At 38.0% G+C, this 22757-nt stretch carries 19 protein-coding genes; 6 read left to right on the top strand and 13 right to left on the bottom strand.

The window, feature by feature from the left end:
• Nucleotides 1-64: 64 nt before the first annotated feature.
• Nucleotides 65-2617 (top strand): T9SS type A sorting domain-containing protein, encoded by a 2553-nt coding sequence (locus tag ESU54_RS14855; RefSeq protein WP_111845038.1) that lies wholly within the window; start codon nucleotides 65-67, stop codon nucleotides 2615-2617.
• Nucleotides 2618-2688: 71 nt separating this feature from the next.
• Here the strand turns inward: ESU54_RS14855 and ESU54_RS14850 are convergent, their stop codons facing one another.
• The 4 genes from ESU54_RS14850 to ESU54_RS14835 all read right to left on the bottom strand — a co-directional run bounded on the left by ESU54_RS14850 (nucleotide 2689) and on the right by ESU54_RS14835 (nucleotide 5601).
• Nucleotides 2689-3132 carry a hypothetical protein gene (locus tag ESU54_RS14850; protein WP_111845037.1) on the bottom strand — a complete coding sequence of 148 codons (444 nt, stop codon included), beginning with the start codon at nucleotides 3130-3132 and terminating at the stop codon, nucleotides 2689-2691.
• 3 nt (nucleotides 3133-3135) lie between these two features.
• The gene (gene ettA, locus ESU54_RS14845) at nucleotides 3136-4827 is read right to left on the bottom strand and encodes an energy-dependent translational throttle protein EttA (RefSeq protein WP_111845036.1); all 1692 of its coding nucleotides are present in this window, start codon (nucleotides 4825-4827) and stop codon (nucleotides 3136-3138) included.
• A gap of 75 nt (nucleotides 4828-4902) precedes the next feature.
• A complete protein-coding gene (locus ESU54_RS14840) occupies nucleotides 4903-5379 on the bottom strand; it encodes a DinB family protein (protein ID WP_235004601.1) in 477 nt (158 codons plus the stop codon).
• Nucleotides 5380-5418: 39 nt separating this feature from the next.
• Nucleotides 5419-5601, bottom strand: a complete 183-nt coding sequence (locus tag ESU54_RS14835; RefSeq protein WP_111845035.1) for a CAL67264 family membrane protein — start codon at nucleotides 5599-5601, stop codon at nucleotides 5419-5421.
• Between the two features lie 268 nt (nucleotides 5602-5869).
• Between ESU54_RS14835 and ESU54_RS14830 the strand changes: the two genes are divergently transcribed.
• Nucleotides 5870-7513 carry an acyl-CoA carboxylase subunit beta gene (locus ESU54_RS14830; RefSeq protein WP_111845033.1) on the top strand — a complete coding sequence of 548 codons (1644 nt, stop codon included), beginning with the start codon at nucleotides 5870-5872 and terminating at the stop codon, nucleotides 7511-7513.
• 124 nt (nucleotides 7514-7637) lie between these two features.
• Here ESU54_RS14830 and ESU54_RS14825 read toward each other — a convergent pair whose 3' ends face one another.
• Entirely contained in the window at nucleotides 7638-7937 is a 300-nt protein-coding gene (locus tag ESU54_RS14825; protein WP_111845032.1) for a type II toxin-antitoxin system RelE/ParE family toxin, read from the bottom strand.
• A complete protein-coding gene (locus tag ESU54_RS14820; RefSeq protein WP_111845031.1) occupies nucleotides 7938-8165 on the bottom strand; it encodes a hypothetical protein in 228 nt (75 codons plus the stop codon).
• A gap of 634 nt (nucleotides 8166-8799) precedes the next feature.
• Between ESU54_RS14820 and ESU54_RS14815 the strand changes: the two genes are divergently transcribed.
• Nucleotides 8800-11223 (top strand): T9SS type A sorting domain-containing protein, encoded by a 2424-nt coding sequence (locus ESU54_RS14815; RefSeq protein WP_111845030.1) that lies wholly within the window; start codon nucleotides 8800-8802, stop codon nucleotides 11221-11223.
• Nucleotides 11224-11273: 50 nt separating this feature from the next.
• Here the strand turns inward: ESU54_RS14815 and ESU54_RS14810 are convergent, their stop codons facing one another.
• The 6 genes from ESU54_RS14810 to ESU54_RS14785 all read right to left on the bottom strand — a co-directional run bounded on the left by ESU54_RS14810 (nucleotide 11274) and on the right by ESU54_RS14785 (nucleotide 19521).
• Nucleotides 11274-12335 (bottom strand): AMP-binding protein, encoded by a 1062-nt coding sequence (locus ESU54_RS14810; RefSeq protein WP_235004600.1) that lies wholly within the window; start codon nucleotides 12333-12335, stop codon nucleotides 11274-11276.
• Entirely contained in the window at nucleotides 12335-13306 is a 972-nt protein-coding gene (locus ESU54_RS14805; RefSeq protein WP_111845028.1) for a CPBP family intramembrane glutamic endopeptidase, read from the bottom strand. The genes ESU54_RS14810 and ESU54_RS14805 overlap by 1 nt, the downstream gene beginning before the upstream one ends.
• A gap of 99 nt (nucleotides 13307-13405) precedes the next feature.
• Entirely contained in the window at nucleotides 13406-14449 is a 1044-nt protein-coding gene (locus ESU54_RS14800) for an o-succinylbenzoate synthase (protein WP_111845027.1), read from the bottom strand.
• Nucleotides 14450-14489: 40 nt separating this feature from the next.
• Nucleotides 14490-15170 (bottom strand): metal-dependent hydrolase, encoded by a 681-nt coding sequence (locus ESU54_RS14795; protein WP_111845026.1) that lies wholly within the window; start codon nucleotides 15168-15170, stop codon nucleotides 14490-14492.
• 12 nt (nucleotides 15171-15182) lie between these two features.
• The gene (gene menA, locus ESU54_RS14790; protein ID WP_111845025.1) at nucleotides 15183-16112 is read right to left on the bottom strand and encodes a 1,4-dihydroxy-2-naphthoate octaprenyltransferase; all 930 of its coding nucleotides are present in this window, start codon (nucleotides 16110-16112) and stop codon (nucleotides 15183-15185) included.
• Nucleotides 16113-16218: 106 nt separating this feature from the next.
• Complete coding sequence (locus tag ESU54_RS14785) at nucleotides 16219-19521, bottom strand: choice-of-anchor I family protein (RefSeq protein WP_111845024.1); 3303 nt, start codon at nucleotides 19519-19521, stop codon at nucleotides 16219-16221.
• Nucleotides 19522-19716: 195 nt separating this feature from the next.
• On the opposite strand from ESU54_RS14785, the gene ESU54_RS14780 reads away from it, so the two are divergent.
• Nucleotides 19717-20094, top strand: coding sequence for a DoxX family protein (locus ESU54_RS14780; protein WP_111845023.1), 378 nt, complete (start codon nucleotides 19717-19719; stop codon nucleotides 20092-20094).
• A 21-nt stretch (nucleotides 20095-20115) separates the two neighbouring features.
• Here ESU54_RS14780 and holA read toward each other — a convergent pair whose 3' ends face one another.
• Nucleotides 20116-21120, bottom strand: coding sequence for a DNA polymerase III subunit delta (holA, locus tag ESU54_RS14775; RefSeq protein ID WP_111845022.1), 1005 nt, complete (start codon nucleotides 21118-21120; stop codon nucleotides 20116-20118).
• Nucleotides 21121-21243: 123 nt separating this feature from the next.
• On the opposite strand from holA, the gene ESU54_RS14770 reads away from it, so the two are divergent.
• Both ESU54_RS14770 and ESU54_RS14765 read left to right on the top strand, forming a co-directional pair.
• On the top strand, nucleotides 21244-21687 hold the full coding sequence (locus tag ESU54_RS14770; protein ID WP_111845021.1) for a type I restriction enzyme HsdR N-terminal domain-containing protein: 444 nt from the start codon (nucleotides 21244-21246) through the stop codon (nucleotides 21685-21687).
• A 37-nt stretch (nucleotides 21688-21724) separates the two neighbouring features.
• Entirely contained in the window at nucleotides 21725-22717 is a 993-nt protein-coding gene (locus ESU54_RS14765) for a glycosyltransferase family 2 protein (protein ID WP_111845020.1), read from the top strand.
• Nucleotides 22718-22757: the final 40 nt, after the last annotated feature.

Raw genomic sequence — 22757 nt, 5'->3', positions numbered from 1 at the left:
GATATTTACAATCAGTGAATTACGAGATCATTCTATAAAAACCTAAAATGCAAAATCTTTATTGATGAAAAACTACAAGCTCCCCTTAAACTTAATAGTACTAACATTCTTTTCCGCGCTTCTTTTTTCAAGTTGTAAAAACAATTCAGAAGAAAAAAGTATTGAAAAAGAAACCGGAAAGATGGAATATCCCGCAGAATGGATGTATAATCAGCGTGCCTATCCCAATAATTACATCAACAAAGAAGCTTACAAAGAAGCGGTTCTGCAATCCAAACAGATACTTGCAAACAGATCTCCTGAAATGGCTGGGGAGTGGACATTTGTTGGCCCATTAAATACTGGCGGAAGAGTTACAGATGTTGCAATAGCTCCAGACAACGATGACCATCTTTACGTAGCCACAGCTACGGGTGGTATCTTCAGAAGTTTTGATGGCGGAACAAACTGGACCCCAATTTTTGACGAAGTAACAAAACCTTCTATAGGCGATATTGCAATAGCTCCATCAAACGCACAACGAATTTATGCAGGTACAGGCGAAGCCAATGGAAGCGCTACTGACGGTGCTTATTTTGGCGATGGAATATACAGAAGCGACAATGCTGGCGATACATGGACAAACGCTGGCCTACCAGAAAGCAATCACATTGGTCGAATCGTAATTGACCCCACAAACCCAGACCGTGTTTTCGTAGCCGCTACCGGCCAATTGTACGGTAAAAATGTGGAACGCGGAATCTATAGAACTACAAATGGAGGAACAAACTGGGAACAAATATTGTTCGTAACCGATTCCACAGCAGCAATAGATGTTGCGATGAATGTGGCAAATACAAACATTATTTACGCTGCCATGTGGGAACGCACTCGCAAACCTTGGCAACGCGATTACGGCGGGGTTACTTCTGCAATCCATCGTTCTATGGATGGTGGTACAACATGGACAGAATTGGGTGCAGCCAATGGCTTACCTGCTCCAAATACCCAAACTGGTAGAATAGGTATTGCGGTTTCGGAATCTGACCCTTCAACAGTTTATGCGCGCTTCACCACAAATGAAATTACCAATGAATTCAATGGGTTATACAAATCCACAGACAATGGCAACAATTGGACGCTCGTGACTCCAGCGGGCGCTTTGAGCGGGATTGATGCTAATTTTGGTTGGTATTTTGGAAATGTTCGGGTGAATCCAACAAATTCTTCAGAAGTTTATGTTGTAGGTTTCGATATTGCGAAATCAACAAATAGCGGTGCATCTTGGAGCACCTTAAACGGAATGCACGTAGATCACCACGCGCTCGATTTTTCGAGAACAAATAGCAATTTTATGCTCGCTGGAAACGATGGAGGGGCGTATATTTCAAACAATGGAGGTAATAGTTGGACGAAGTTTTTAAATCTTCCAATAACGCAATTTTACAACATTGAAGTTGATTATCAGCATCCTGAAAGATTATATGGAGGAACACAAGATAATAACACCATACGAACAATGACAGGTAATCTGGACGATTGGAACTCCATTATTGGAGGTGATGGTTTTCATGTAAATGTAGATCCAATTGATAATAATTATGTGTACGCAGAATCACAAAATGGAAATCTACGCCGTTCAACCAATGGAGGAACCACTTTTCAAAATGGAACCAATGGAATTAGTGGCAGCGACCGTGTAAACTGGAATACTCCAGTTATTCTTTCGCCCTTTAGTCCAGATAAAATGTATTACGGAAGTAATAAACTATATACATCCACCAGAGCTGTTTCTTGGACTGCAATTAGTCCAGATTTAACGGATGGTCTTCACCCAAGTGGCTCGCTAGCCTTCGGAACGCTTACTGCAATCGCTGCTTCATATAATAATCTCGATGTGATCTACACAGGAAGCGATGACGGAAACGTAAACGTAACCTTTGATGGGGGAACAACTTGGACAGATGTTAGTGCCGGTCTACCGGATCAATATATCACTTCCATCGCAATGGTTCCTAGCGATGATATGATTGCTTATGTAACTGTTTCAGGTTTTAAATATTTGGATTACACCCCGCGCGTTTTCAAAACCACAGACGGAGGACAAAATTGGACGGATATTTCTTCAAATTTACCAAATATCCCTGTGAACGATATAATCACTTATCCTGCAGAAAACATACTTTTTGTTGCAACAGATTTAAATGTTTGGTATTCCAAGGACGATGGCGCAAACTGGACAATTCTAGGGAACAACCTACCATTGACAGTGGTTATGGATTTAAAATTTCACGAACCTACCAAAACGCTTTATGCAGGTACTTTTGGAAGAGCCATGCACAGCTATGATGTGAGCGATCTTTTAAGCGTGGGAGCTAATGAATTAGCTTCAAACGCAGTCAAAATCTATCCAAATCCTGCGACTTCAGAATTTACAATTTCACAAAATATTTCTTCGGAAGGGACTATTCAGCTTTATGATATTTCGGGGAAAAAGATAAAGGAATTGTTCAATGGAAATTTCGGCGCCAATAAGAACATCAATGTTAAAACCGATGGCCTTGCTGCAGGGATTTATCTTGTGAAAGTGAATAGCGGGAAACAATCTGTTACGAAAAAACTTATTATCAGCAAATAAATTGCAAAGTTTGAAAATTAAAAAATCCCGATTCTGTTCTTGAATCGGGATTTCTTATTTTATATTACTTTTTACTCCTTTTCGCAAACAACGCCCCAAATTGGCAAAGCATTTTTCGCGGTATTTATTTTTACGTTTTCTTTATCAATTACCCTAAAATCTGCCGCACCAGCATAATTGGCATCAAAAATAGAGGCCAATGAAAATTTCGGGTTTTTAAAATTTAAGGTTTTCCAATTTCCGTCCGTAGTGTAAGTTCCTTTTTCTGAAATGGTAATTGTTTTATCATCAGTGTCTGGCTGCGGAATGCTTTTGAAATCAAATTTGAACGTGTTATTTTCAAAAAGTTGCAATGATATTGAAGCAACTCCATTCCCTAAGCTTTTATAGGAAACAGCTTCGCTTTTACCCAAAACCACTTCTTTGGAATCTTTTGAGGCTTGCACTGCCGTTTTCTTGCTTCCGCAGGAAGAGATTGTTATCAATAAACCAAGTATCAATATATTTTTCAACATAACTTATCGTATCAATTTTTTGTATTTTATTCGCTTCGGCATTAAATCGCCGCCCACACGTTTCTTTTTATTTTCTTCGTATTCGCTGAAACCACCTTCAAAATAATACACTTCACTATTTCCTTCGAAAGAAAGAATGTGTGTACAAACTCTATCCAAAAACCAACGGTCGTGACTAATAACCACGGCACAACCTGCAAAGTTTTCCAAACCTTCCTCAAGGGCACGAAGCGTGTTTACGTCCAAGTCATTGGTTGGCTCATCTAGTAAAAGCACGTTTCCCTCTTCTTTTAAAGTCATTGCAAGGTGAAGTCTATTTCGTTCTCCCCCGGAGAGCATAGAGACTTTTTTGTTCTGTTCGCTTCCGCTGAAATTGAAACGGCTCAAATACGCTCTCGAATTCACTTGTCGCCCACCCATCATAATCAATTCCTGGCTATCGCTGAAGTTTTCCCATATAGTTTTATCGAGATTTATATTTGAATGTGCTTGATCCACGTAGGCAATTTTTGCGGTTTCACCCACTTCAAACGTACCTTTATCAGGCGCTTCTTCGCCCATAATCATTTTGAAAATCGTGGTCTTACCAGCGCCGTTTGGGCCAATTATTCCAACGATTCCCGCTTGGGGTAATTTAAAATTCAAGTCTTCGTAAAGCAGTTTATCGCCAAACGCTTTTGAAACACCTTTTGCTTCAATAACATTGGTTCCCAAACGCGGACCGTTCGGGATGTATATTTCCAGTTTTTCGTCCAGTTGTTTTTGATCTTGGCTCAATAGTTTGTCATAGTTCTGCAAACGTGCTTTTTGCTTTGTTTGGCGGCCTTTTGCACCTTGACGAACCCATTCCAATTCTCGTTCCAACGTTTTTTGGCGTTTTCCAGCTGTTTTTTGCTCCTGTGCCATTCGTTTTGATTTTTGATCCAACCAAGAGGAGTAATTACCTTTCCAAGGAATACCTTCTCCCCTGTCTAATTCTAAAATCCAACCTGCTACATTATCAAGGAAATATCTATCGTGGGTTACTGCAATCACGGTTCCCTTATACTCTGAAAGGTGATGTTCCAACCAATGCACGCTTTCGGCATCCAAGTGGTTTGTTGGCTCATCCAGCAACAATACATCAGGTTCTTTTAAAAGCAATCTACAAAGCGCGACCCTTCTTTTTTCACCACCAGAAAGAACACTTATTAATTTATTGGGTTCTGGAGTGCGCAAAGCGTCCATCGCAATTTCCAGTTTGGTGTCCAGCTCCCATGCATTTGTGGCGTCAATTTTATCCTGAAGTTTAGCTTGCTTATCCATCAGTTCATCCATTTTTGTAGGATTTTCGTAAACTTCAGGTAAACCAAACATATCATTTATCTTGTTGTATTCGTCAAGAATATCTACCACTTCTTGTACCCCTTCCTTTACAACTTCAAGCACCGTTTTTGACTCATCAAGTTTTGGCTCTTGTTCAAGATAGCCCACGGTATAACCTGGAGCAAAGACCACATCACCCTGATAATTTTTTTCTTCGCCAGCAATAATTCGCAATAAAGTGGATTTACCACTTCCATTTAAACCGAGGATACCAATTTTGGCACCATAGAAGAAACTTAAATATATATTTTTTAGAACTGGGGTCTGGGCGCTCTGATAGGTTTTGGTCAACCCTGACATTGAGAAAATTACTTTTTTATCGTCGCTCATTTTTTTGTTAATTCGTTAATTGTTTCATTTTAAATTCAACCTTTTTCAGCGTTTTAAAGGTTAAGTGTTCCGTAACTAATGGAGGTTTAGCAACCTTAAAATTACCATCATCTGCCCAGTATGGTATGCATTATGCTCAATCACCAACATTGTTTCACGTAGCAAAGTCTGTTCTCCCTTTCCATTCTTTACAGGTTGCATCAGTTTATTTTCTTCTTTTAATAGAAAAATTTTCAATCGTTCACGATCTGTAGTATATTCCGCTTTTAGGGTTTCCCATTCGACAGCACTCCTGCATATTTTTTCCTTCGGCCAATAATAATCTGGCCATTTGGGTTCTGTATAATCGTCAGAACAAGTGTATTTTACAATATCCTTTTGGGCAAAGACAATATGGTAAAACAATTCATAAATTGAATACGGTAAATTCCCGGGTCGTGTATTGATGTCTTCAAAAGAAATTTTCTTCAACATTTCCGTTACGGACATAAAAGCCTCACCACCTATGAGATGTTTGGCAAGCCGTTCGCGTATTTCTTTTTTTCCTGACAAGTTATTTGGTTATTAGGTCATTTAGACTGAATACCTGAATTAAACCCTTCCTTTTAAAGCATTAAAAACCCAAGCAATGGCAAAGAAACCAATGCCCACGGCAGCAAAGCCCCATCCAGCAACATCGTCATAGCGGAAAGCACCTAAGGCAATAAGGACACAACCTACAAAAATCATTATAAAAGTGGCCCAAGCCAGTACTGTATTTTTATTCATTCCCATTGTCTATTCTTGTTTGTTTTATTTTAAGTTGCAAATTTACACGCAAAACACGCAAAAGCAAATATCGGCAATATATAATGGATTTTCGTTAACAAAATGTCATAGTTTCTAAAGGAATTAGCGACAAGAAAATAGCGAATAGCTATAATAGAATAAAGAGTCAAGAGACAAGAACCAAGATTGACATTGAATAAATCAGCTTTAAACTTTGAACTTTGAACCCAAAACTTTGCAGCATTTTGTATTTTAGCGCAAACATAAATTTTCAATGGATTTGAACTTCAACAAAAACGAAGACCACAATAAACTTTTAGTTTCCGACCTAAAGAACAGACTGGCAAAAATTAAACTTGGTGGTGGCCAAAAACGAATTGACAAACAGCACGCACAGGGTAAACTCACAGCGCGTGAACGCATTGCATATTTGCTGGATTCCAATAAACCGAGTATTGAAATCTGTGCTTTTGCTGGCGACGGAATGTACGAGGAACAAGGCGGTGCTCCAAGTGGCGGTGTGGTTGTGAAAATTGGTTATGTGAAAGGAAAACAATGTATTGTTGTTGCCAATGACGCCACTGTAAAAGCGGGCGCTTGGTTTCCTATAACGGCAAAAAAGAATCTTCGCGCACAGGAAATTTCTATGGAAAACCGGTTACCGATTATTTATTTGGTGGATAGCGCAGGGGTTTATTTACCTATGCAGGATGAAATTTTCCCCGATAAGGAACACTTCGGAAGAATTTTTAGAAACAACGCCGTTATGAGCAGCATGGGCATCACACAGATTGCCGCCGTTATGGGCAGTTGTGTGGCCGGCGGCGCCTATCTTCCAATTATGAGCGATGAAGCTTTGATAGTTGACAAAACCGGGAGCATTTTTCTCGCTGGAAGTTATCTAGTCAAAGCCGCAATTGGCGAAACCATCGACAATGAAACACTTGGTGGTGCAACAACACATTGTGAAGTAAGCGGCGTAACCGATTATAAGGCGAAAGATGATAAAGATGCTTTAAATAAAATAAAAAATATTATTTCCAAAATTGGTGATTTTGACAAAGCCGGTTTCAACCGTGAAAAAACTGTAAAGCCAAAGGAAAAACAAGAAGATATTTACGGAATACTACCAAAATCGCGTGCAGAACAATACGATATGCGCGAAATTATAAAACGCCTCGTGGACGATAGCGATTTTGAAGAATACAAAGAAGGCTACGGACAAACAATATTAACAGGTTACGCCCGCATAGACGGTTGGGCCGTGGGAATTGTTGCCAATCAACGCACTTTAGTAAAAACTACAAAGGCCAAAACCAAACCGAGTGAAATGCAATTTGGCGGTGTAATTTATAGCGACAGTGCAGATAAAGCGACTCGTTTTATAGCAAACTGCAACCAAAAGAAAATCCCACTTGTGTTTTTACAGGATGTAACCGGATTTATGGTAGGCAGTAAAAGCGAGCACGGCGGTATCATTAAAGACGGTGCCAAAATGGTAAATGCCGTTAGCAACAGCGTTGTTCCAAAATTCACAATTATAATAGGAAACAGTTACGGTGCCGGAAATTATGCTATGTGCGGAAAAGCCTATGATCCACGATTGATTGTAGCTTGGCCAAGTGCGGAACTAGCGGTTATGAGCGGAAACAGCGCCGCAAAAGTATTGCTTCAAATTGAAACTGCTTCGCTCAAAAAGAAAGGTGAAACTATAACCCCTGAAGATGAAAAAGAAATGTTCGATAAAATAAAAGCCAGATATGACAGACAGATCTCTCCGTATTATGCTGCTTCTAGAATTTGGACCGATGCAGTGATAGATCCGCTGGACACGCGAAAATGGATTTCTATGGGCATTGAAGCCGCAAACCATGCGCCTATTGAAAAAGCTTTTAATTTAGGGGTTATTCAAGTGTAGTTTGGGGTTTGGGGTTTGTGATTCGTGATTCGTGATTCGTGATTCGTGATTCGTGATTCTTGATTCTTGATTCTTGATTCTTGATTCTTGATTCGAAAAATAAATAATTTTCAGTCGTTAATCGTTAATCCTTTCTTTTTTTCCAAATCTCGGGATTGCGGCTGGTGTGGATTATTGATAGGATTTCGATAAAACTTTCATCAACAATTCTATAATGTATTCCAAAAGGAAACTTTCTTAAATAGCGTACCCGCGTACTTTTATATTTCAATTGGAACAATTCTGGGTTTTCTGAAATTACATCGAGCTGGGCGTACAATACCTCCAAAAACATCAAAGCGAGTGTAGAATTAATATTGCCATAATAATCAAAGATTTCATCGGCTTCTTGTTGGGCAAGTATCCGTATTCGCAACTGATACATTTATTTCTTTTTAAAGGAATCTTTGAATTCTTGGTAAGTAACATAATTATCGGGGTTGGCATCTGCCTCTGCAACGCGATCATCAATTATTTTGTTATGCGCCTCGCTCAAAGAATAGTCTTTAATCTGTTCCTTTTCCTGCATCATTAAATACAGTTGAAACTCCTCCATGGTCTTAAAATGGGTTTTATCCAAGTTCAGTTCTTCATCTATATGGATTGTGGTCATAAGTAGAGAATTTATTTTTTAAGAGTTAATCTTCTAATTTCGAAAATCCTCTTTCCCTAACCCTAAAGGGTAAGGATTTTCTTAGTTCTTGCTGCGGTTAAGAATTTTTTCTCCCTTTAGAGCTGGGGAAGAAAAATTCTTATTGTGGTCATAACAAAAACGTTTTACCCAAAGATAGCGAATATTGCGAAAGTAATATTGTTACTTTTTTACGCAATGTCTTAAATATGCGCTTCTTTCCCTTATGTAAATTTAAAATCAAAAAGTTCGGTTTTTCTTTAAGGGGAAGGTGGCCCCGACTTTTTCTGTCGGGGACGGAAGGGGTTTGATCTTTTAGTTTTACCACGTGTACCCACCCCGACCCGCCGCGGCGGGCCACCCCTCTCTTTCAGGGCGGGGAACACACACGCTTAGCAATTACTGTAGAGTTTGCTTGTTGGACTAAACGGTATTTTTTCTAAACCAACCGTTTAGTTTTAACAAAATTTTATATATTGCAAATCAGTTTTTAGTGACAGTATCCAGTTGCAGTTAACAGAAATTGATTTGTCACCCTGAGCGCAGCCGAAGGGTTTAGCAATAAACCCCAAACAATAAACTCATAACTCATAACTCATAACCCAAAACTAAAAAAATGAAACACCTACTACTCACCCTAACCCTACTTACCTCATTTTTTGCCAGTGCGCAGATAGTAAACATACCCGATGCCAATTTTAAAAATGCTTTGTTGAACCATAACCCTGTTATAGATACCAATGGCGATGGGGAGATACAGGTTAGTGAGGCGGAGGTTGTAACTTTATTAGATGTTCAAAATAAAGATATACAGGGGCTTACAGGGATTGAAGCTTTTGTTGGATTACAAGCATTGTTTTGTGGGGGTAATCAATTGACAGAATTAGATGTTTCACAAATTGTAGATTTAATAACTTTAAGTTGTGCCAATAATTTAATCACAGGACTTGACCTCTCAGAAAATATTCTTCTTGAACAACTAACATGTTTTAATAATCAATTAACACAATTGGATTTTTCACAAAATATAAACTTATTGCAGTTGAGTTGCGAAAAAAATCCTTTGGTTTCTTTAAATGTAACTCAATGTCCTAATCTCAATCTCCTGTATTGTTATGAAGCCCAACTTAGTAATTTAGACGTTAGTCAAAATACTTCATTGGAATATTTGGCTTGCCATAGAAACTTCATATCCGTTTTAAATGTGAGCCAGCATCCAAATATATCAATTTTATCATGCTATGATAACCGGATTGAATTTTTAGACGTTACTTCAATTACAAATCTTCTTACTTTATGGGCTAATAATAATGATATTGCAAGTATTGATCTTTTAAATAATTCTAATTTATCAATGTTGCATATTTCAAACAATCCTATCTCAAATATTGATGTTTCTTCGAATTTGTTATTACGAGAAATCAAATTTTCTAATACATTAATTCAAGAACTCGATTTAAGCAATAATGCTGATTTATGTAAGATAGAAGGAATCAATAATTTAAACTTAACGTATATCAACCTAAAAAACGGCAATAACGAAGTTTTCGGAGGAAGTTGTTCAAGCCCCACTTTATCATTATTGAACAACCCAAACCTTCAATTTATCTGTGTAGAAGATGCCCAATACGCCGCCGCAAACTTTACAGATATTCCACCCTTAACCACTTTTGTTGAAGATTGCTCCATCGCAAATGGTGACCTAAATCATATTACAGGAACCGTAAAATACGACGACGAAAATAACGGCTGCGATGGTGGCGATGCCGGCGTTGGTAATTTGCTTGTAAACACCACGGATGGCACGAACAACTTTGCCACCACAACTATAAACATTGGCGACTATAATCTTACCGTTGCAGAGAATACTTATACCACAACTGTTTTGGGGCTTTCGCCTTATTTTACGTTAAGTCCGGCGCAAGCGGTTGATACGTTTGTTGGTTTTAACCAAATCGAGATTGCAGATTTTTGTATTTCACCCACAATCACAGCCAATGACCTTGCCGTTACGCTCGTGCCATTAAACGCTGCCCGTCCCGGTTTTGAGGCACGTTATAAACTGGTTTATGAAAACGTGGGCACCACCCAACTTAGTGGAAACGTGGAACTGGATTTTGACGGAGCGCTGATAACTTTTGTGGAAGCAACCCCTGCGGAAACTTCCGTTAACGGAAATACCATTTCTTGGGATTACAGCAATTTAAACCCTTTTGAAATACGGAATATTGAAGTGATTTTTGATGTTGCACAACCACCGATAGTTGAAGAAGGGGATGTGTTGGCATTTATAGCAAGAGTAAATCCTATTAGTGGCGATGCCGCGCCGGATGATAATGTTTTTCAGCTAAACCAAATAGCGGTAAACAGTTTTGACCCTAATGATAAACAAGTGCTGGAAGGCTATCAAGTGCTTATTGAGAATGTGGATGAATATTTACATTATGTGGTGCGTTTTCAGAATATGGGGACAGCCAGTGCCATTAACGTCCGAGTTCAGGATGCGCTGGATGAAAAGTTGGATTGGACAACGCTGAAAGTTTTGGATGCCAGTCACGCTATGGAAACACAGTTGGTGAATTCCACGATTGATTTTATTTTTGACGATATCAATTTGCCTACGGCTACTTCCGATCCCGAGGGCAGCCAAGGATTTGTAGCTTTTAAGGTGAAACCGCTTGGCACTGTTCAATTGGACGATGTAGTTGCGAATAAAGCAGACATTTACTTCGACTTTAATGCTGCGATTGTTACCAATACTGTTTACACGAGATTTGTTGATGTATTGGGTGTTACTGATTTTGATACTTTAAAAATCGTACTGTATCCAAATCCTGCAAACAATATGCTGAACATTCAAGCCGAAGCTCCAATTTCTTCAATCGAAATTATGAATGTGCTTGGGCAGACTTTGCTTACTTCCAAAGGAACCAGCAATAAAGAGCAAGTGGATATTTCTGGTTTTAGCGCTGGCAATTATTTTGTGAAAGTTACTGTGGGCAATAAAGGAAGCAAGGTTTTACGTGTTATAAAAGAATAATTTCTTTAAAAACCCTTCCTGCATTTGGAACGCTGGAAGGGTTTTTTAATTTATTTTAAATTCTTCAAAACCTCAGCCCGCTTTATCTTTCCGGTTTCAGTATAAATAAATTTGGACAGAGTGTATATTTTCTTAGGTTTTTCATAAGCCGAAAGCGTTCCAAAAGCTTCGGAATAATCTTCAACTTTTAATTGCTTTTCACTCTCAATTATCAAAATAACCCGTTCACCCAAAGCTCCATCTTTTTCCGATGTTATAAAGAAAGGCAGGTTTATGTGAATTGAAAGTTTTTCCTCCACTGCTTCGGGATGCACTTTTGTACCGCCACTATTAATCACATTATCTATCCTTCCCAAAAATTTAAAGGAAGTTGGAGAAATTAGTTCAACCACATCATTGGTAGCGACGGTTTCTTCTGAAATTTCGGGAGCGTGAATTTGTAAACAACCATTTTCTGACTGTGAAAAATTCACTTTTGGAAGTGCAGAAAAAACAGCAGATTTTTCCTTTCCATTTAATGGTCGAACGGCGATATGACTAATAGTTTCAGTCATTCCATAAGTTGCGAATATGTGCGTTTCACATTTCTGTAGTTCTTCTTCTAACTTCCATGGAACAGCCCCTCCACCAACAATCAGTTTTTTCACTTTGTACAAATCTGCTAAAGAGTGAAAAACTTGGTACGGAACCATTGCAGAAAAGTCGAAAATATTATCAGTATCAGCCAGCGGATTTTTTTCTGGTGCAGTTCTATATAAATCCCAACCCACTGTCATTGCACGCACGAGCATCATCTTCCCTGCTATATATTCCGCAGGAAGGCATAACAATGATTTGGTATTTTCCTTTAAATCGAAATAATTTACTGTGGCTTCAGCACTATTAAAAACGTGTTCTTTTTGAAGCTTGATATTTTTTGGAATTCCAGTGGAACCGGATGTTTTTACGGTTATAAAATCATTGTTATCCAGCCATTCCAAAATAAATTTTCCTATGGCAGTTTGGTCACCATTCCCTTTTTCAACAAAATGGTTTGCACGTTCCTTTAACGCTTCAGCTGATTCAAATGCTTCACCATTTAATTTGAACTTGGGATGTAATAATGATTTCACTATTCAATATATGTTGAGTTCGGAGTATTTTCTTCTGCTATAACAATAGGCTCTTCTACTTTCCCAAAAAGCTTTTCGCCCCAATCGCGCCATTTGTAGCGCCAAGCCATTATTAATAAGAAAATAGGATACAGAATAAATACTGGAGCAACAACATCAAATCCTGTAGAAGGTTCAGAAATATCTTTCAAGACCGAATGCGTTTTAAAAACGGTCCAATCTGCAGTTACCAACAACGCGGTAATTAGATTATTTCCAGCGTGGAAACCTAATGAGAGTTCCATGCCTTCGTCCATCAATGTCATAATACCAAGAAAGAAACCTGTGCCAATGTAATAAATCATAATAATATTTCCGAATTTATCAACCTCTGGGTTTGCCAAATGAAGCGCCCCAAAAACTACTGAAGTAATTACAAGCGGCAACCATTTGTTTTTTGCCAAAACACCAATTCCTTGCATTAAATAACCCCGAAAAAGGTATTCTTCAAAACTGGTCTGCAGCGGAATCATTATTAATGCAATTACTGCAAGAATAGCAAAGGGAACCAAATCAAATTGCAGCACATAATCCTCTGGATTGCTGTAATAATCTAAACCAGTTACAACAAGTGTGGTGATAGTTATAAGTCCAAACCCAAAAAATACACGGCCCCAATCGGTTTTTCTACGCGAAGTTGTAAGTTGAACAAAAGATTGTTTATGAAGGTAACGCACTACCAAATAAATAGCCAATAAACCCACGGCAAAACTAAGTAACATCAAAAATAGTGTAAGATTTGAATCCAAAACCCCCATCAATACATTTGGATCCTGAATGGATTCTATATCGCCTCCATCGGTCATTACCTTAAACGTTACAGCCATTAATAGTGGAATGGACCCAATTTGGCTGGCGAGAAAAATTATAATAAAACCTACAAGATAGCGCCACCATTCGTGGAGGGATTTAAAAGCTTGTTGAATGTACATAACAGGTAATAGGGATTAGTTTAAAGGTGTTTTGAAAACGCTGCCAAAATTAATGATTCTCAAAGAATTTCTTGCTTTTAAAATGTTCCGAAGACTAAATTAAAATTGAAACTTCCAGTGAGCAGACGGGTTGTAATGCAAAGTTCCATTTGAAACCTCCAGCGGACTGTCAATATTATTTGAGTAAAGGCTGCCCGTGCCCAAACCTTGCGGCAATTTACTGTTTTTTGTGAATGTATATTGCGAAATGGCGTTCAAACCCACATTGCTTTCCAATGCCGAAGTAATCCACCAACCTGCGTTGTGTTTTTCTGCGATGTTTATCCATGTATCGCTTCCACGGAAACCACCTATCAATGAAGGTTTTAAGATTATAAATTGTGGTTTTACGGTATTGAGTAATTTGCTTTTTTCTTCTTCGAAAAAAATGCCTATGAGTTCTTCATCCAAGGCGATGGGAAGCGGTGTTTCTTCACAAAGTCTTGCCATTTCCTGCCATTGGCCTTGTTTTATGGGTTGTTCTATGGAATGTAATTTCAAATCTGAAAGCACTTTTAATTTCTCTAATGCTTCTTTTGGTGAAAAAGCACCGTTGGCATCTACACGAAGCTCAACTTCTTGAGAAGAAAATTCTTTTCTTATTGATTTTAAAAGTTCCAGTTCGGTTTTGAAATCTATGGCACCAATTTTCATTTTGATACAAGTGAAACCTTGTTTCAGTTTTTCTGAAATCTGTTCGTTCATAAAGGCTTTATCGCCCATCCAAACCAAACCGTTTATGGGGATTGATTCTTCCCCACGCGTAAATTCTGAAGGAAATAATTCAAAAGGATTTTTTGAGTTTAAGGATTTAAAAGCGGTTTCAACGCCAAATTGTAACGAGGGAAATTCCTGCAAGGCTTCGTATAAATTTTCTTCGCTTACGCCCAAAGCAATATTTTCGCAAACACCCTCCAATTCTTCTTCGTAATCAGATCGGTCATCAATACTCAACCCGCGAAGAAGCCCGCATTCTCCGACTCCAAAACTTTCTTCGGTTTTCAGAATAAGAAAATAGGTTTCTTTGGAATTCATAACGCCACGCGAAGTGCCGCTTGGGCGTTTAAAGTTTAGGAGGTGTTTTTGGAATGAAGCTTCTAACATTGAGAAAGACCCCTCGACTGCGCTCGGGAAGACATTTAATTTATAATTCGATTGATTCGCCTATTTCAAGAAGCATTAAATCTTTATTTGCATCGTAAAATTTGCGTTTTGCTTCTTCGTGGTCTATTTCAATATAACCGAAAGTATCGTAATGGACGCCCAATACTTTATCGCATTGCACAAAATCACTGGCAATAAGAGCATCTTCAACTCCCATTGTGAAATTGTCGCCTATGGGAAGAACTGCCAAGTCTAATTTTGTACGCAACGGGATTAATTTCATATCCATCGTTAACGCAGTATCACCAGCTATGTAAATGTTTTTGTGTTCACCCTCAATCACAAAACCGCCTGGCTGGCCACCATAACTCCCATCGGCAAAACTGCTTGAGTGAATGGCATTTACAAATTTCACTTTTCCAAATTCGAACTTCCAGCTTCCGCCATGGTTCATTGGATGGACTTCAATCCCTTTTGCTTCATAATGGTTTGTAATTTCATAATTACTAACAATTATAGCACCTGTGTTCTTCGCTATCGTTTCGGCATCCAAAGTATGGTCCTGATGTGCGTGGGTTAGTAATATGTAGTCTGCTTTTAGGGTATTGATGTCTATTTTGTCTTTCGCCAGTTCGTTTCCGGTTATGAAGGGATCTACTATGATGTGTTTTCCTTTAACTTCAATACCGAGACAGTTTTGTCCGTAGAATGTAATTTTCATTTTAGATTTTTTTTAATATATAAATATACTAAACAGGACTGCAAACAAAAAGGTGCTAAGGGCAACCTTTTTCAATTCGCTGTCCAGCAGCTTAGGTGTTTTATTTTTGAAAACAGTTTTTATATTTAAAAGAAAAGGGATAAAGGCAATTAGATATACAAATTGCAGTGGTTCCCTATAATTTATTGCGGTGTAAACAATAGCGCATAACATTCCGAATAACAACAAAAAGGCATGATACTGTTTTGATTTTTCACTACCCAGTTTTACAACCAAAGTATGTTTTTTAGCAGCAGCGTCATTTTCAATATCTCGCATATTGTTCAGATTTAGCACTGCGGTACTGAAACAGCCAATCGCCGTGGCAAGTAACAATAGCTGCCAATTTAGGCTGTGAGTGAACAAATAATAGCTTCCCAAAACGCTAAGTAATCCAAAAAATAGAAATACAAAAACATCCCCTAAGCCAGAATAACCGTAGGCTTTCTTCCCCACGGTGTATTTTACCGCAGCGATTATGGATACAATGGCGAGATTGAAAAAAACAAAGGAAATGATGAGGTTTTTATTCCCGAAAGCCATAAAAATTAAAACTGTGGCCAAGAAGAAAGTGATGACTCCAGTAATGATCATCCCAATTTTCATCTGTTTGGGTGAAATAATCCCGGAAGCTACCATTCGTTTTTCTCCTTCTCTTTTGGCATCAGTGCCGCGTATGCCATCGCCGTAATCATTTGCAAAATTTGAAAGCACTTGAAAGCCGATTGTAACTAATATTGCAAGCCAGAAAAGACTGGACTGCCAAATATGTGAATTATATGATCCAGCAAAAGGTTGGTTCAGTGTTGTATTTCCCAAAGATGCCCCAACAATAATCCCAGAAACCGAAAGTGGTAACGTTCGCAATCTCGCGGCAGCAATCCAAGCTTTAATTTTTGTCATTCAATATTTCTTTGAAGCACAAAAATACGTTTAAAAAGTAAAAACCGCTTCTAATTGAAGAAGCGGTTTTCAAGCTTAACAATTCAACATTTAAAAAAATAAACAATTACTTAACAATCAACTTTTGAGATATTCCTTTTGAGTTTTTTATGATATAAGTTCCAGTACTAAGTGCAGAAATATTTAGAGAAGCTATTTCTTCTTTTGAAATAACCAAACGCCCAATCATATCAAACACACTGTATGAGTCTGGTATGCTAAAAAACACAGTGTCCTCAGCTGGGTTTGGATATATTTTGAATGTATCATACGAAGCAAATTCATTATCATTCACAGAAAGAAACACATTATCCAAAGAATAAATACTTAAGGTTGCACTCACTTCATTTGAAAGAATTACCAAAGCCTTTCCTGTCGGGCTATCGGCAGGTTCAATATACACAACACCTTCTGGACCTAAATCGCCACTTTCAGGATCTCCAGGAACTGTACCTCTACTATTCACATATTGAAGATATATTGGGTTTGCAGGGTCGGTAACATTATAAACCATCATTCCACCAACACGTTCTAACAAAATAAACGCATATGCCTGATCGCCAATTTGTTTTACAACAATACCTTCAGGCTCTGGGCCTTTGTTATCGCTTCGGTTTTTGAAGTTATTGTTATCATTGCTTGCGTTGAAGATACCTCCCAAATTAGGGTCTGCAGCTGTAATTACTTCAAAATCGTTTCCGCTGTCGTAAACCAAGTTTCCAGTTTCAGCTTCAAAGATGCTGAAGGAACGACCACCAAAAACGTGAATTTCTTCGTAAAGTCCGTCTCCATCGGCATCACCAGAAGCAGCAGTAACGTTTATATCACCAAGGTTGGCTTCCAATTTCAAAATATCGATTTCTGAAAATACTGCTGGATCAAGTATATAATCGGCATCGTTTAGTTTTCTTTCTTCGGCGTATCCAGAATAATCACGGGAGTCACCTTCGTTTGCTGTAACAATATAACCAATTCCATTTGCAGAATAATAAGAAACAGCATCAGGCATATACAAACCTTTAATTGGCCAAGAAGCATTAAAAATAAAATCAGTTTCATCTGAAGTATCCAAAGAGTTTCGAGGCAAACTATGATCTTTTTTTCCGAAGGAGATTACATCTGTGATTTCCAAAGTGGAAAGATTAATAATTGCATAAGCATTATTCTCTTGAAGCGTAACATAAGCCATTTGTGAATCATCAGAAACTGCAATGTATTCTGGCTCCATATCTTGTGAAACAGTTGCTCCTGGGCCAAATACTCTAACTCCTGCTGAAATTAATGCTGCTTGTTGTGAATCAAAAGAATTGAAATTTAAAGTAGTTACATCTGCTTGTGTAATATTACCCAAACCTGCAGATACTTCTATCACAGAAATAGAACCTTCTGGATCTACTGTATAATTATCACTTGGCTGACCTTCATTAGCAACCAAAAGTTTAGTGCCATCAGGAGAAAATGTAAGCATATCGGGCAATGAACCAACTTCCAAAATGGTTGGATTGTTTCCATCAGTATCAGCAAGCACAACAAAGCCATTATCAAGTGGATCGTTTGCTGAAATAGCCACCGCAACAATTCCATTACTTACAGAAACACTTTGTACTGAGCTTCCAAAAGGTGTTATATCTACCGTTGCTAATGAAGTAATATTTTCAGGATCTGAAAAATCCAAAACTTCAATTGCTCCTACATTAGTTACAAACAGACGCTGTGTAGCAGCATCGTAAGCAGTAATTTCAGCAGTTCCACCAGCATCCACCAAATAGCTTGCAAGGTAATTCACATCAAGTTCTGTATCATCGCCTGCAGGCACTACAGTATCGTCATCAAGAATATATACTGAAAATATAGCTGTAGTTCCTATAACCACATTCGATTCGTTTGTAAGTGAAAGCACAAAAAACAAGTCACTTCCATCTTCACTATTGTTAATGATTGGAATCGTTACCGATTGCGAAGAAGTGCTTCCTGCGGTAAAAGTTAAAGTTTGTGAAGTAGCAAATGTGAAATCTGTTCCTTCCACAGCTGTTCCACCTGTAGTTAAACTTACATCTACTGTTCCACCAACAGTTGGGGCTTGGGAAACTTCAACGTTTATTGTTACTGAAGTTCCATCTTCAGAAATGGAAACATAAGGTGTTTCAAATTGAACGCTAACTAATGAAATAGCAGAACCATTTCCTGGGGAACCAATGTTTGGAACCTCTGAATTATCACCACCCAAATCAATAGTTTCCATAGCGCCATTTGCATTGCCAACAATACTAAAAGCTGCAAGTTCTACGTCATAAGATTGACCATCATTCGCAGAAGTATCTGGATATGAAGCAGAATCAATTGGTGAAGTAGTTAATGGATCACCTTCCCAAAGATTTACAGCATCGCCTCCAGCTCCAAGTCCAGCTCCATCTGTAAATCCAACTTCAACGTTAGTTAAGTCAATTACTTGGCTCCAAATACCATCAAAAGTTGCAACATCAGTTATATCACCTATTAATACGATTGCAAAACCACCTGGTTGAATTTCAGAAATACCCTCAATGAGGTCTGCTGTAGTTGGATCTGCAGATTCGTCATCATAGTACAAATCACCATCAACTCCTAATGTCCATGCGGCAGTACCAATATTTTTAATTTCAAACCAATCTGCTGTTAAGTCAGTTCCTGCTTGACCAGGGAAAATTTCGGTAATAACAAGTTCATAGGAACCAGTAATTGCTGGACCGTTACCTGGCGAACCAATATTAGGCACATCAGTATTACTTCCACCCAGAGCTATTGTTTCCACTGCGTTATTTGCATTACCTATAACACTAAATGCGGTAAGTTCAACATCATAAGTTTGTCCATCGTTTACGGAAGTATCTGGATAGGATGCAGAATTTATTGGTGAAGTTGTTAAAGGGTCACCTTCCCATAATGTTACGGTATCGCCACCGCCACCTAGGCCGGCACCATCTGTATAACCAACCTCAACACCAGTCAGATCAATTACTTCTCCCCAAACATCTGTAAATATTGTAACGTCATTAACATCACCAGTAATCAAAACAATTGCAAATCCTCCAGGTTGAATTTCAGAAATACCTTGAACAATATCAGCAGTTGTTGGATCGGCAGAATCGTCATCGTAATATAAATCACCATCTATTCCAGAAACCCAAGCGTCAGTTCCAATATTTTTAATTTCAAACCAATCTGCAGTCAAATCTGTTCCTGCTTGGCCAGAGAAAATCTCAGTAATGATAAGGGTATTTGCCAAAGTAGCATTTTGAGCATCTTCAAAGGGAATATCAGACATGGTAGCCTGTTGCCCAAATGAAAAGAAGCCACAAAATAAAATTGCGAAAAATGTAATTTGTTTCATTATTATTTATTGTTTTAAAATTTCTGCTAAAGTAGGCCAGGCTTTTAGCAATCATTTTAAATCAACTTTAACTTTAAATGAAGAATAATATGGTTTATAAAGAAACTGTAGTAGTAATTTTACGCTATTGTAAATTGAAGGTTAATATTAAAAAAAATGGTTATTTTCGATGAGGATTTATAAAAACATACTTTCATGAACAATACTACAACCCACAATTTAGGAATGCTTTTACTACGTCTTGGCTTCGGCGGAATGATGCTCACCCACGGAATTCCCAAACTTCTAAAAATGATTTCGGGCGATTTTTCTTTTGGAGACCCAATTGGTATTGGTGAACCCGCTACTTTAGTTTTGGCAGTTCTTTGCGAAGTGTTTTTTCCTCTTCTCGTAATTATTGGGTTTAAAACCCGGTTGGCTGCAATTCCCGTTATAATTACAATGGCCGTGGCAGCTTTTGTAGTTCACGCTGCAGATCCTTTGGGAACGAAAGAAATGGCAATTCTTTATCTAATCGCTTTTACCGCAATTGCACTTTTAGGTTCTGGAAAATATTCGGTTGACAGAAAATAGTTGATGGTTGATATAAAATAATTAGTTAAATATCCTCACCAACAATTCCTTTAGTAAATCACCCTGCGGAAGATTGGCGGCGCCCACACCTTTGCTTTTCATATCTATCTCACGGATTGCACTAATAATGGCACTCACTTTTTTCATTGGGTAATTTCGCGCGGCGGTTTGATAATCTTTTATGAAAAACGGATGAACCCCCAAAGCTTTTGCAGCATCACCTTTATTGGTAAGTGCGTGGTATTTCAGCAATTTTGAAAAGAAACTATACAAAAGTGAAACCGTCATCACCAGCGGATTATTTTTTGGGTTCTGCGAAAAATATTGAATGATGGCAAACGCCTTTTTGATATCTTTTTCACCAATGGCATTCTGAAGTTCAAAATTATTGAAGTCCTTGCTGATGCCAATGTTTTCTTCTATAATTTGAGGGGTAATCTGATCACCGGGCTTAAGGATCAATTGAAGTTTTTCAAGTTCATTGTTTACTTTGCTAAGATCATTCCCAAGAAATTCGACCAACATTTGTGCTGCTTTTGGCGTGATGGTATAACCTTTTCCAGACAAAACACGTTTTATCCATTCCGGCACTTGGTTATCATAGAGTTTTTTGCTCTCAAAAAGAACACCCGTTTTGGCAACTGTTTTAGCTAGTTTTTTTCTTTTGTCTAAGGTTTTATATTTATAGCAAAGCACCAAAATAGTTGTGGGCTGTGGGTTGTTTGCATAGGAAACCAAATTTTCAATAGTCCGGGAAAGATCCTGCGCCTCTTTCACTATCACCACCTGTTTCTCCGCCATCATTGGATAGCGTTTGGCGTTGCTTATAATATCTTCAACAGTAACATCACGTCCGTAAAGTACCATTTGGTTAAAACCTTTTTCTTCCTCAGACAAAACATTTTCTTCAATATATTTTGAAATGCCATCTATATAATACGGCTCCTCACCCATCAAAAAATAGATGGGTTTTGTGTTTCCGTTTTTAATATCGTTGATGATGGATTTTACTTTGTCGAGTGGCATTGAAAAATTTTGTGTCTGTTCGAGCGCAGTCGAGAACTATTTTTAGACCTCTCGACTGCGCTCGAGAGGACATTCAATATTGATTTATAAAAGTATTTCCAGTCGAAATTTGTTTCTTTGCGTATGCAAAAACTAAACTTTCCCGAATATTCCTTTCGCTTCAAAAGTAGCGAAAATAAAACGTTGGTTTTTGATGAAATCCGAAAAAAATTCGTGGTACTCACTCCCGAAGAATGGGTACGATTGCACGTGGTCCAATTTCTTTTGAAAGAAAAAAACTATCCCAAAAGTCTTATAAATGTTGAAAAACAACTGAAACTGAACAATACCGTAAAACGTTATGATGTTGTGGTTTTCAATAATGATGGCAGTATGTTTTTAATCGTTGAATGCAAAGCACCTTCAATACCCATCAACCAAATTACTTTTGACCAAATTGCGCGATATAATCTTGCTTTGAAATCCGAATATTTAATGGTCACGAATGGTTTGGAACATTATTTTTGCCAAATGGATTTTGAAAGTGAACGGTATGTTTTTTTGAAAGATATTCCTGATTACAAATAAGTCATGAAAAAACACTTCAAAAATCTATCTTTGCAAAGTGAACGTAGCCGTAGTAATACTTAATTGGAACGGACAGGAGTTACTTGCAAAGTTTCTACCTTCAGTCGTCAAATTTTCAAAGGAGGCCACTGTTTATGTAGCAGACAATGCCTCTACAGACAATTCAGTTTTATTCGTTACTAAAAACTTTCCATCGATTAAAATAATTCAGAATAAAGAAAATGGCGGTTATGCTAAGGGCTACAACGATGCCTTAAAAAACCTTTCCGAAGATATTTTTGTGTTGCTAAACAGCGATGTGGAGGTAACCGGAAATTGGCTGCGACCAGTAATTTCAGAATTTGAAAAAGACCCCTCCGTGGTTGCCGTACAGCCAAAAATTCTCGATTTCAAAAACAAGGAATACTTTGAATATGCTGGGGCAGCGGGTGGATTTATTGATAAATATGGTTACCCTTATTGTCGCGGGAGGATTTTTAATACTTTGGAAAAGGATACTGGTCAGTACGATGCTGTTTCTGAAATCTTTTGGGCGTCTGGAGCCTGTCTTTTTATAAAATCCGAAGCTTTTTGGCAAGCTGGCGAATTAGACGAGGACTATTTTGCACATCAGGAAGAGATAGATCTTTGCTGGCGGTTGCAATCAAAAGGAGGGAAAATACTTTCCGTTGGCGCTTCAAAAGTATATCACGTTGGCGGTGCTACTTTAGCTGTCTTAAATCCGAAAAAGACTTTCTACAACTTCAGAAATTCACTTTTGAACCTTTTTAAAAATGCAAAAGGAGTAAATACATACTGTTCCATTTTTGTAAGAATGGTACTCGACGCAATAGCTGCAATACAGTTTTTAATTCAAGGAAAACCAAAACATTTCCTCGCTATAGTGAAAGCACATTTCAGTTTTTATAGAATGCTCCCAAAATTTCTTCAAAAAAGGAAAAAAAATGCCTCCGAAATAACCTATTTTAAAATCAAATCTATTGTTTTTCAGTATTTTATACTTAAAAAGAAACATTTTAAACAACTATAACCTAAATTATTGTTAATCGTTTTTAGACTAAGATGTATTT

The sequence above is a fragment of the Aequorivita antarctica genome (genome assembly GCF_007997155.1).
GTDB classification, from domain to species: Bacteria; Bacteroidota; Bacteroidia; order Flavobacteriales; family Flavobacteriaceae; genus Aequorivita; species Aequorivita antarctica.
Note: the sequence above shows the minus strand (reverse complement) of the source record. Positions and strands in the feature narration are given on the sequence as shown.

Bases quoted from the DNA above. Each gene is read 5' to 3' on its own strand.
- ESU54_RS14855 (WP_111845038.1), top strand. From the start codon at position 65: ATGAAAAACTACAAGCTCCCCTTAAACTTAATAGTACTAACATTCTTT.
- ESU54_RS14850 (WP_111845037.1), bottom strand. From the start codon at position 3,132: ATGTTGAAAAATATATTGATACTTGGTTTATTGATAACAATCTCTTCC.
- ettA (WP_111845036.1), bottom strand. From the start codon at position 4,827: ATGAGCGACGATAAAAAAGTAATTTTCTCAATGTCAGGGTTGACCAAA.
- ESU54_RS14835 (WP_111845035.1), bottom strand. From the start codon at position 5,601: ATGGGAATGAATAAAAATACAGTACTGGCTTGGGCCACTTTTATAATG.
- ESU54_RS14830 (WP_111845033.1), top strand. From the start codon at position 5,870: ATGGATTTGAACTTCAACAAAAACGAAGACCACAATAAACTTTTAGTT.
- ESU54_RS14825 (WP_111845032.1), bottom strand. From the start codon at position 7,937: ATGTATCAGTTGCGAATACGGATACTTGCCCAACAAGAAGCCGATGAA.
- ESU54_RS14820 (WP_111845031.1), bottom strand. From the start codon at position 8,165: ATGACCACAATCCATATAGATGAAGAACTGAACTTGGATAAAACCCAT.
- ESU54_RS14815 (WP_111845030.1), top strand. From the start codon at position 8,800: ATGAAACACCTACTACTCACCCTAACCCTACTTACCTCATTTTTTGCC.
- ESU54_RS14805 (WP_111845028.1), bottom strand. From the start codon at position 13,306: ATGTACATTCAACAAGCTTTTAAATCCCTCCACGAATGGTGGCGCTAT.
- ESU54_RS14800 (WP_111845027.1), bottom strand. From the start codon at position 14,449: ATGTTAGAAGCTTCATTCCAAAAACACCTCCTAAACTTTAAACGCCCA.
- ESU54_RS14795 (WP_111845026.1), bottom strand. From the start codon at position 15,170: ATGAAAATTACATTCTACGGACAAAACTGTCTCGGTATTGAAGTTAAA.
- menA (WP_111845025.1), bottom strand. From the start codon at position 16,112: ATGACAAAAATTAAAGCTTGGATTGCTGCCGCGAGATTGCGAACGTTA.
- ESU54_RS14785 (WP_111845024.1), bottom strand. From the start codon at position 19,521: ATGAAACAAATTACATTTTTCGCAATTTTATTTTGTGGCTTCTTTTCA.
- ESU54_RS14780 (WP_111845023.1), top strand. From the start codon at position 19,717: ATGAACAATACTACAACCCACAATTTAGGAATGCTTTTACTACGTCTT.
- holA (WP_111845022.1), bottom strand. From the start codon at position 21,120: ATGCCACTCGACAAAGTAAAATCCATCATCAACGATATTAAAAACGGA.
- ESU54_RS14770 (WP_111845021.1), top strand. From the start codon at position 21,244: ATGCAAAAACTAAACTTTCCCGAATATTCCTTTCGCTTCAAAAGTAGC.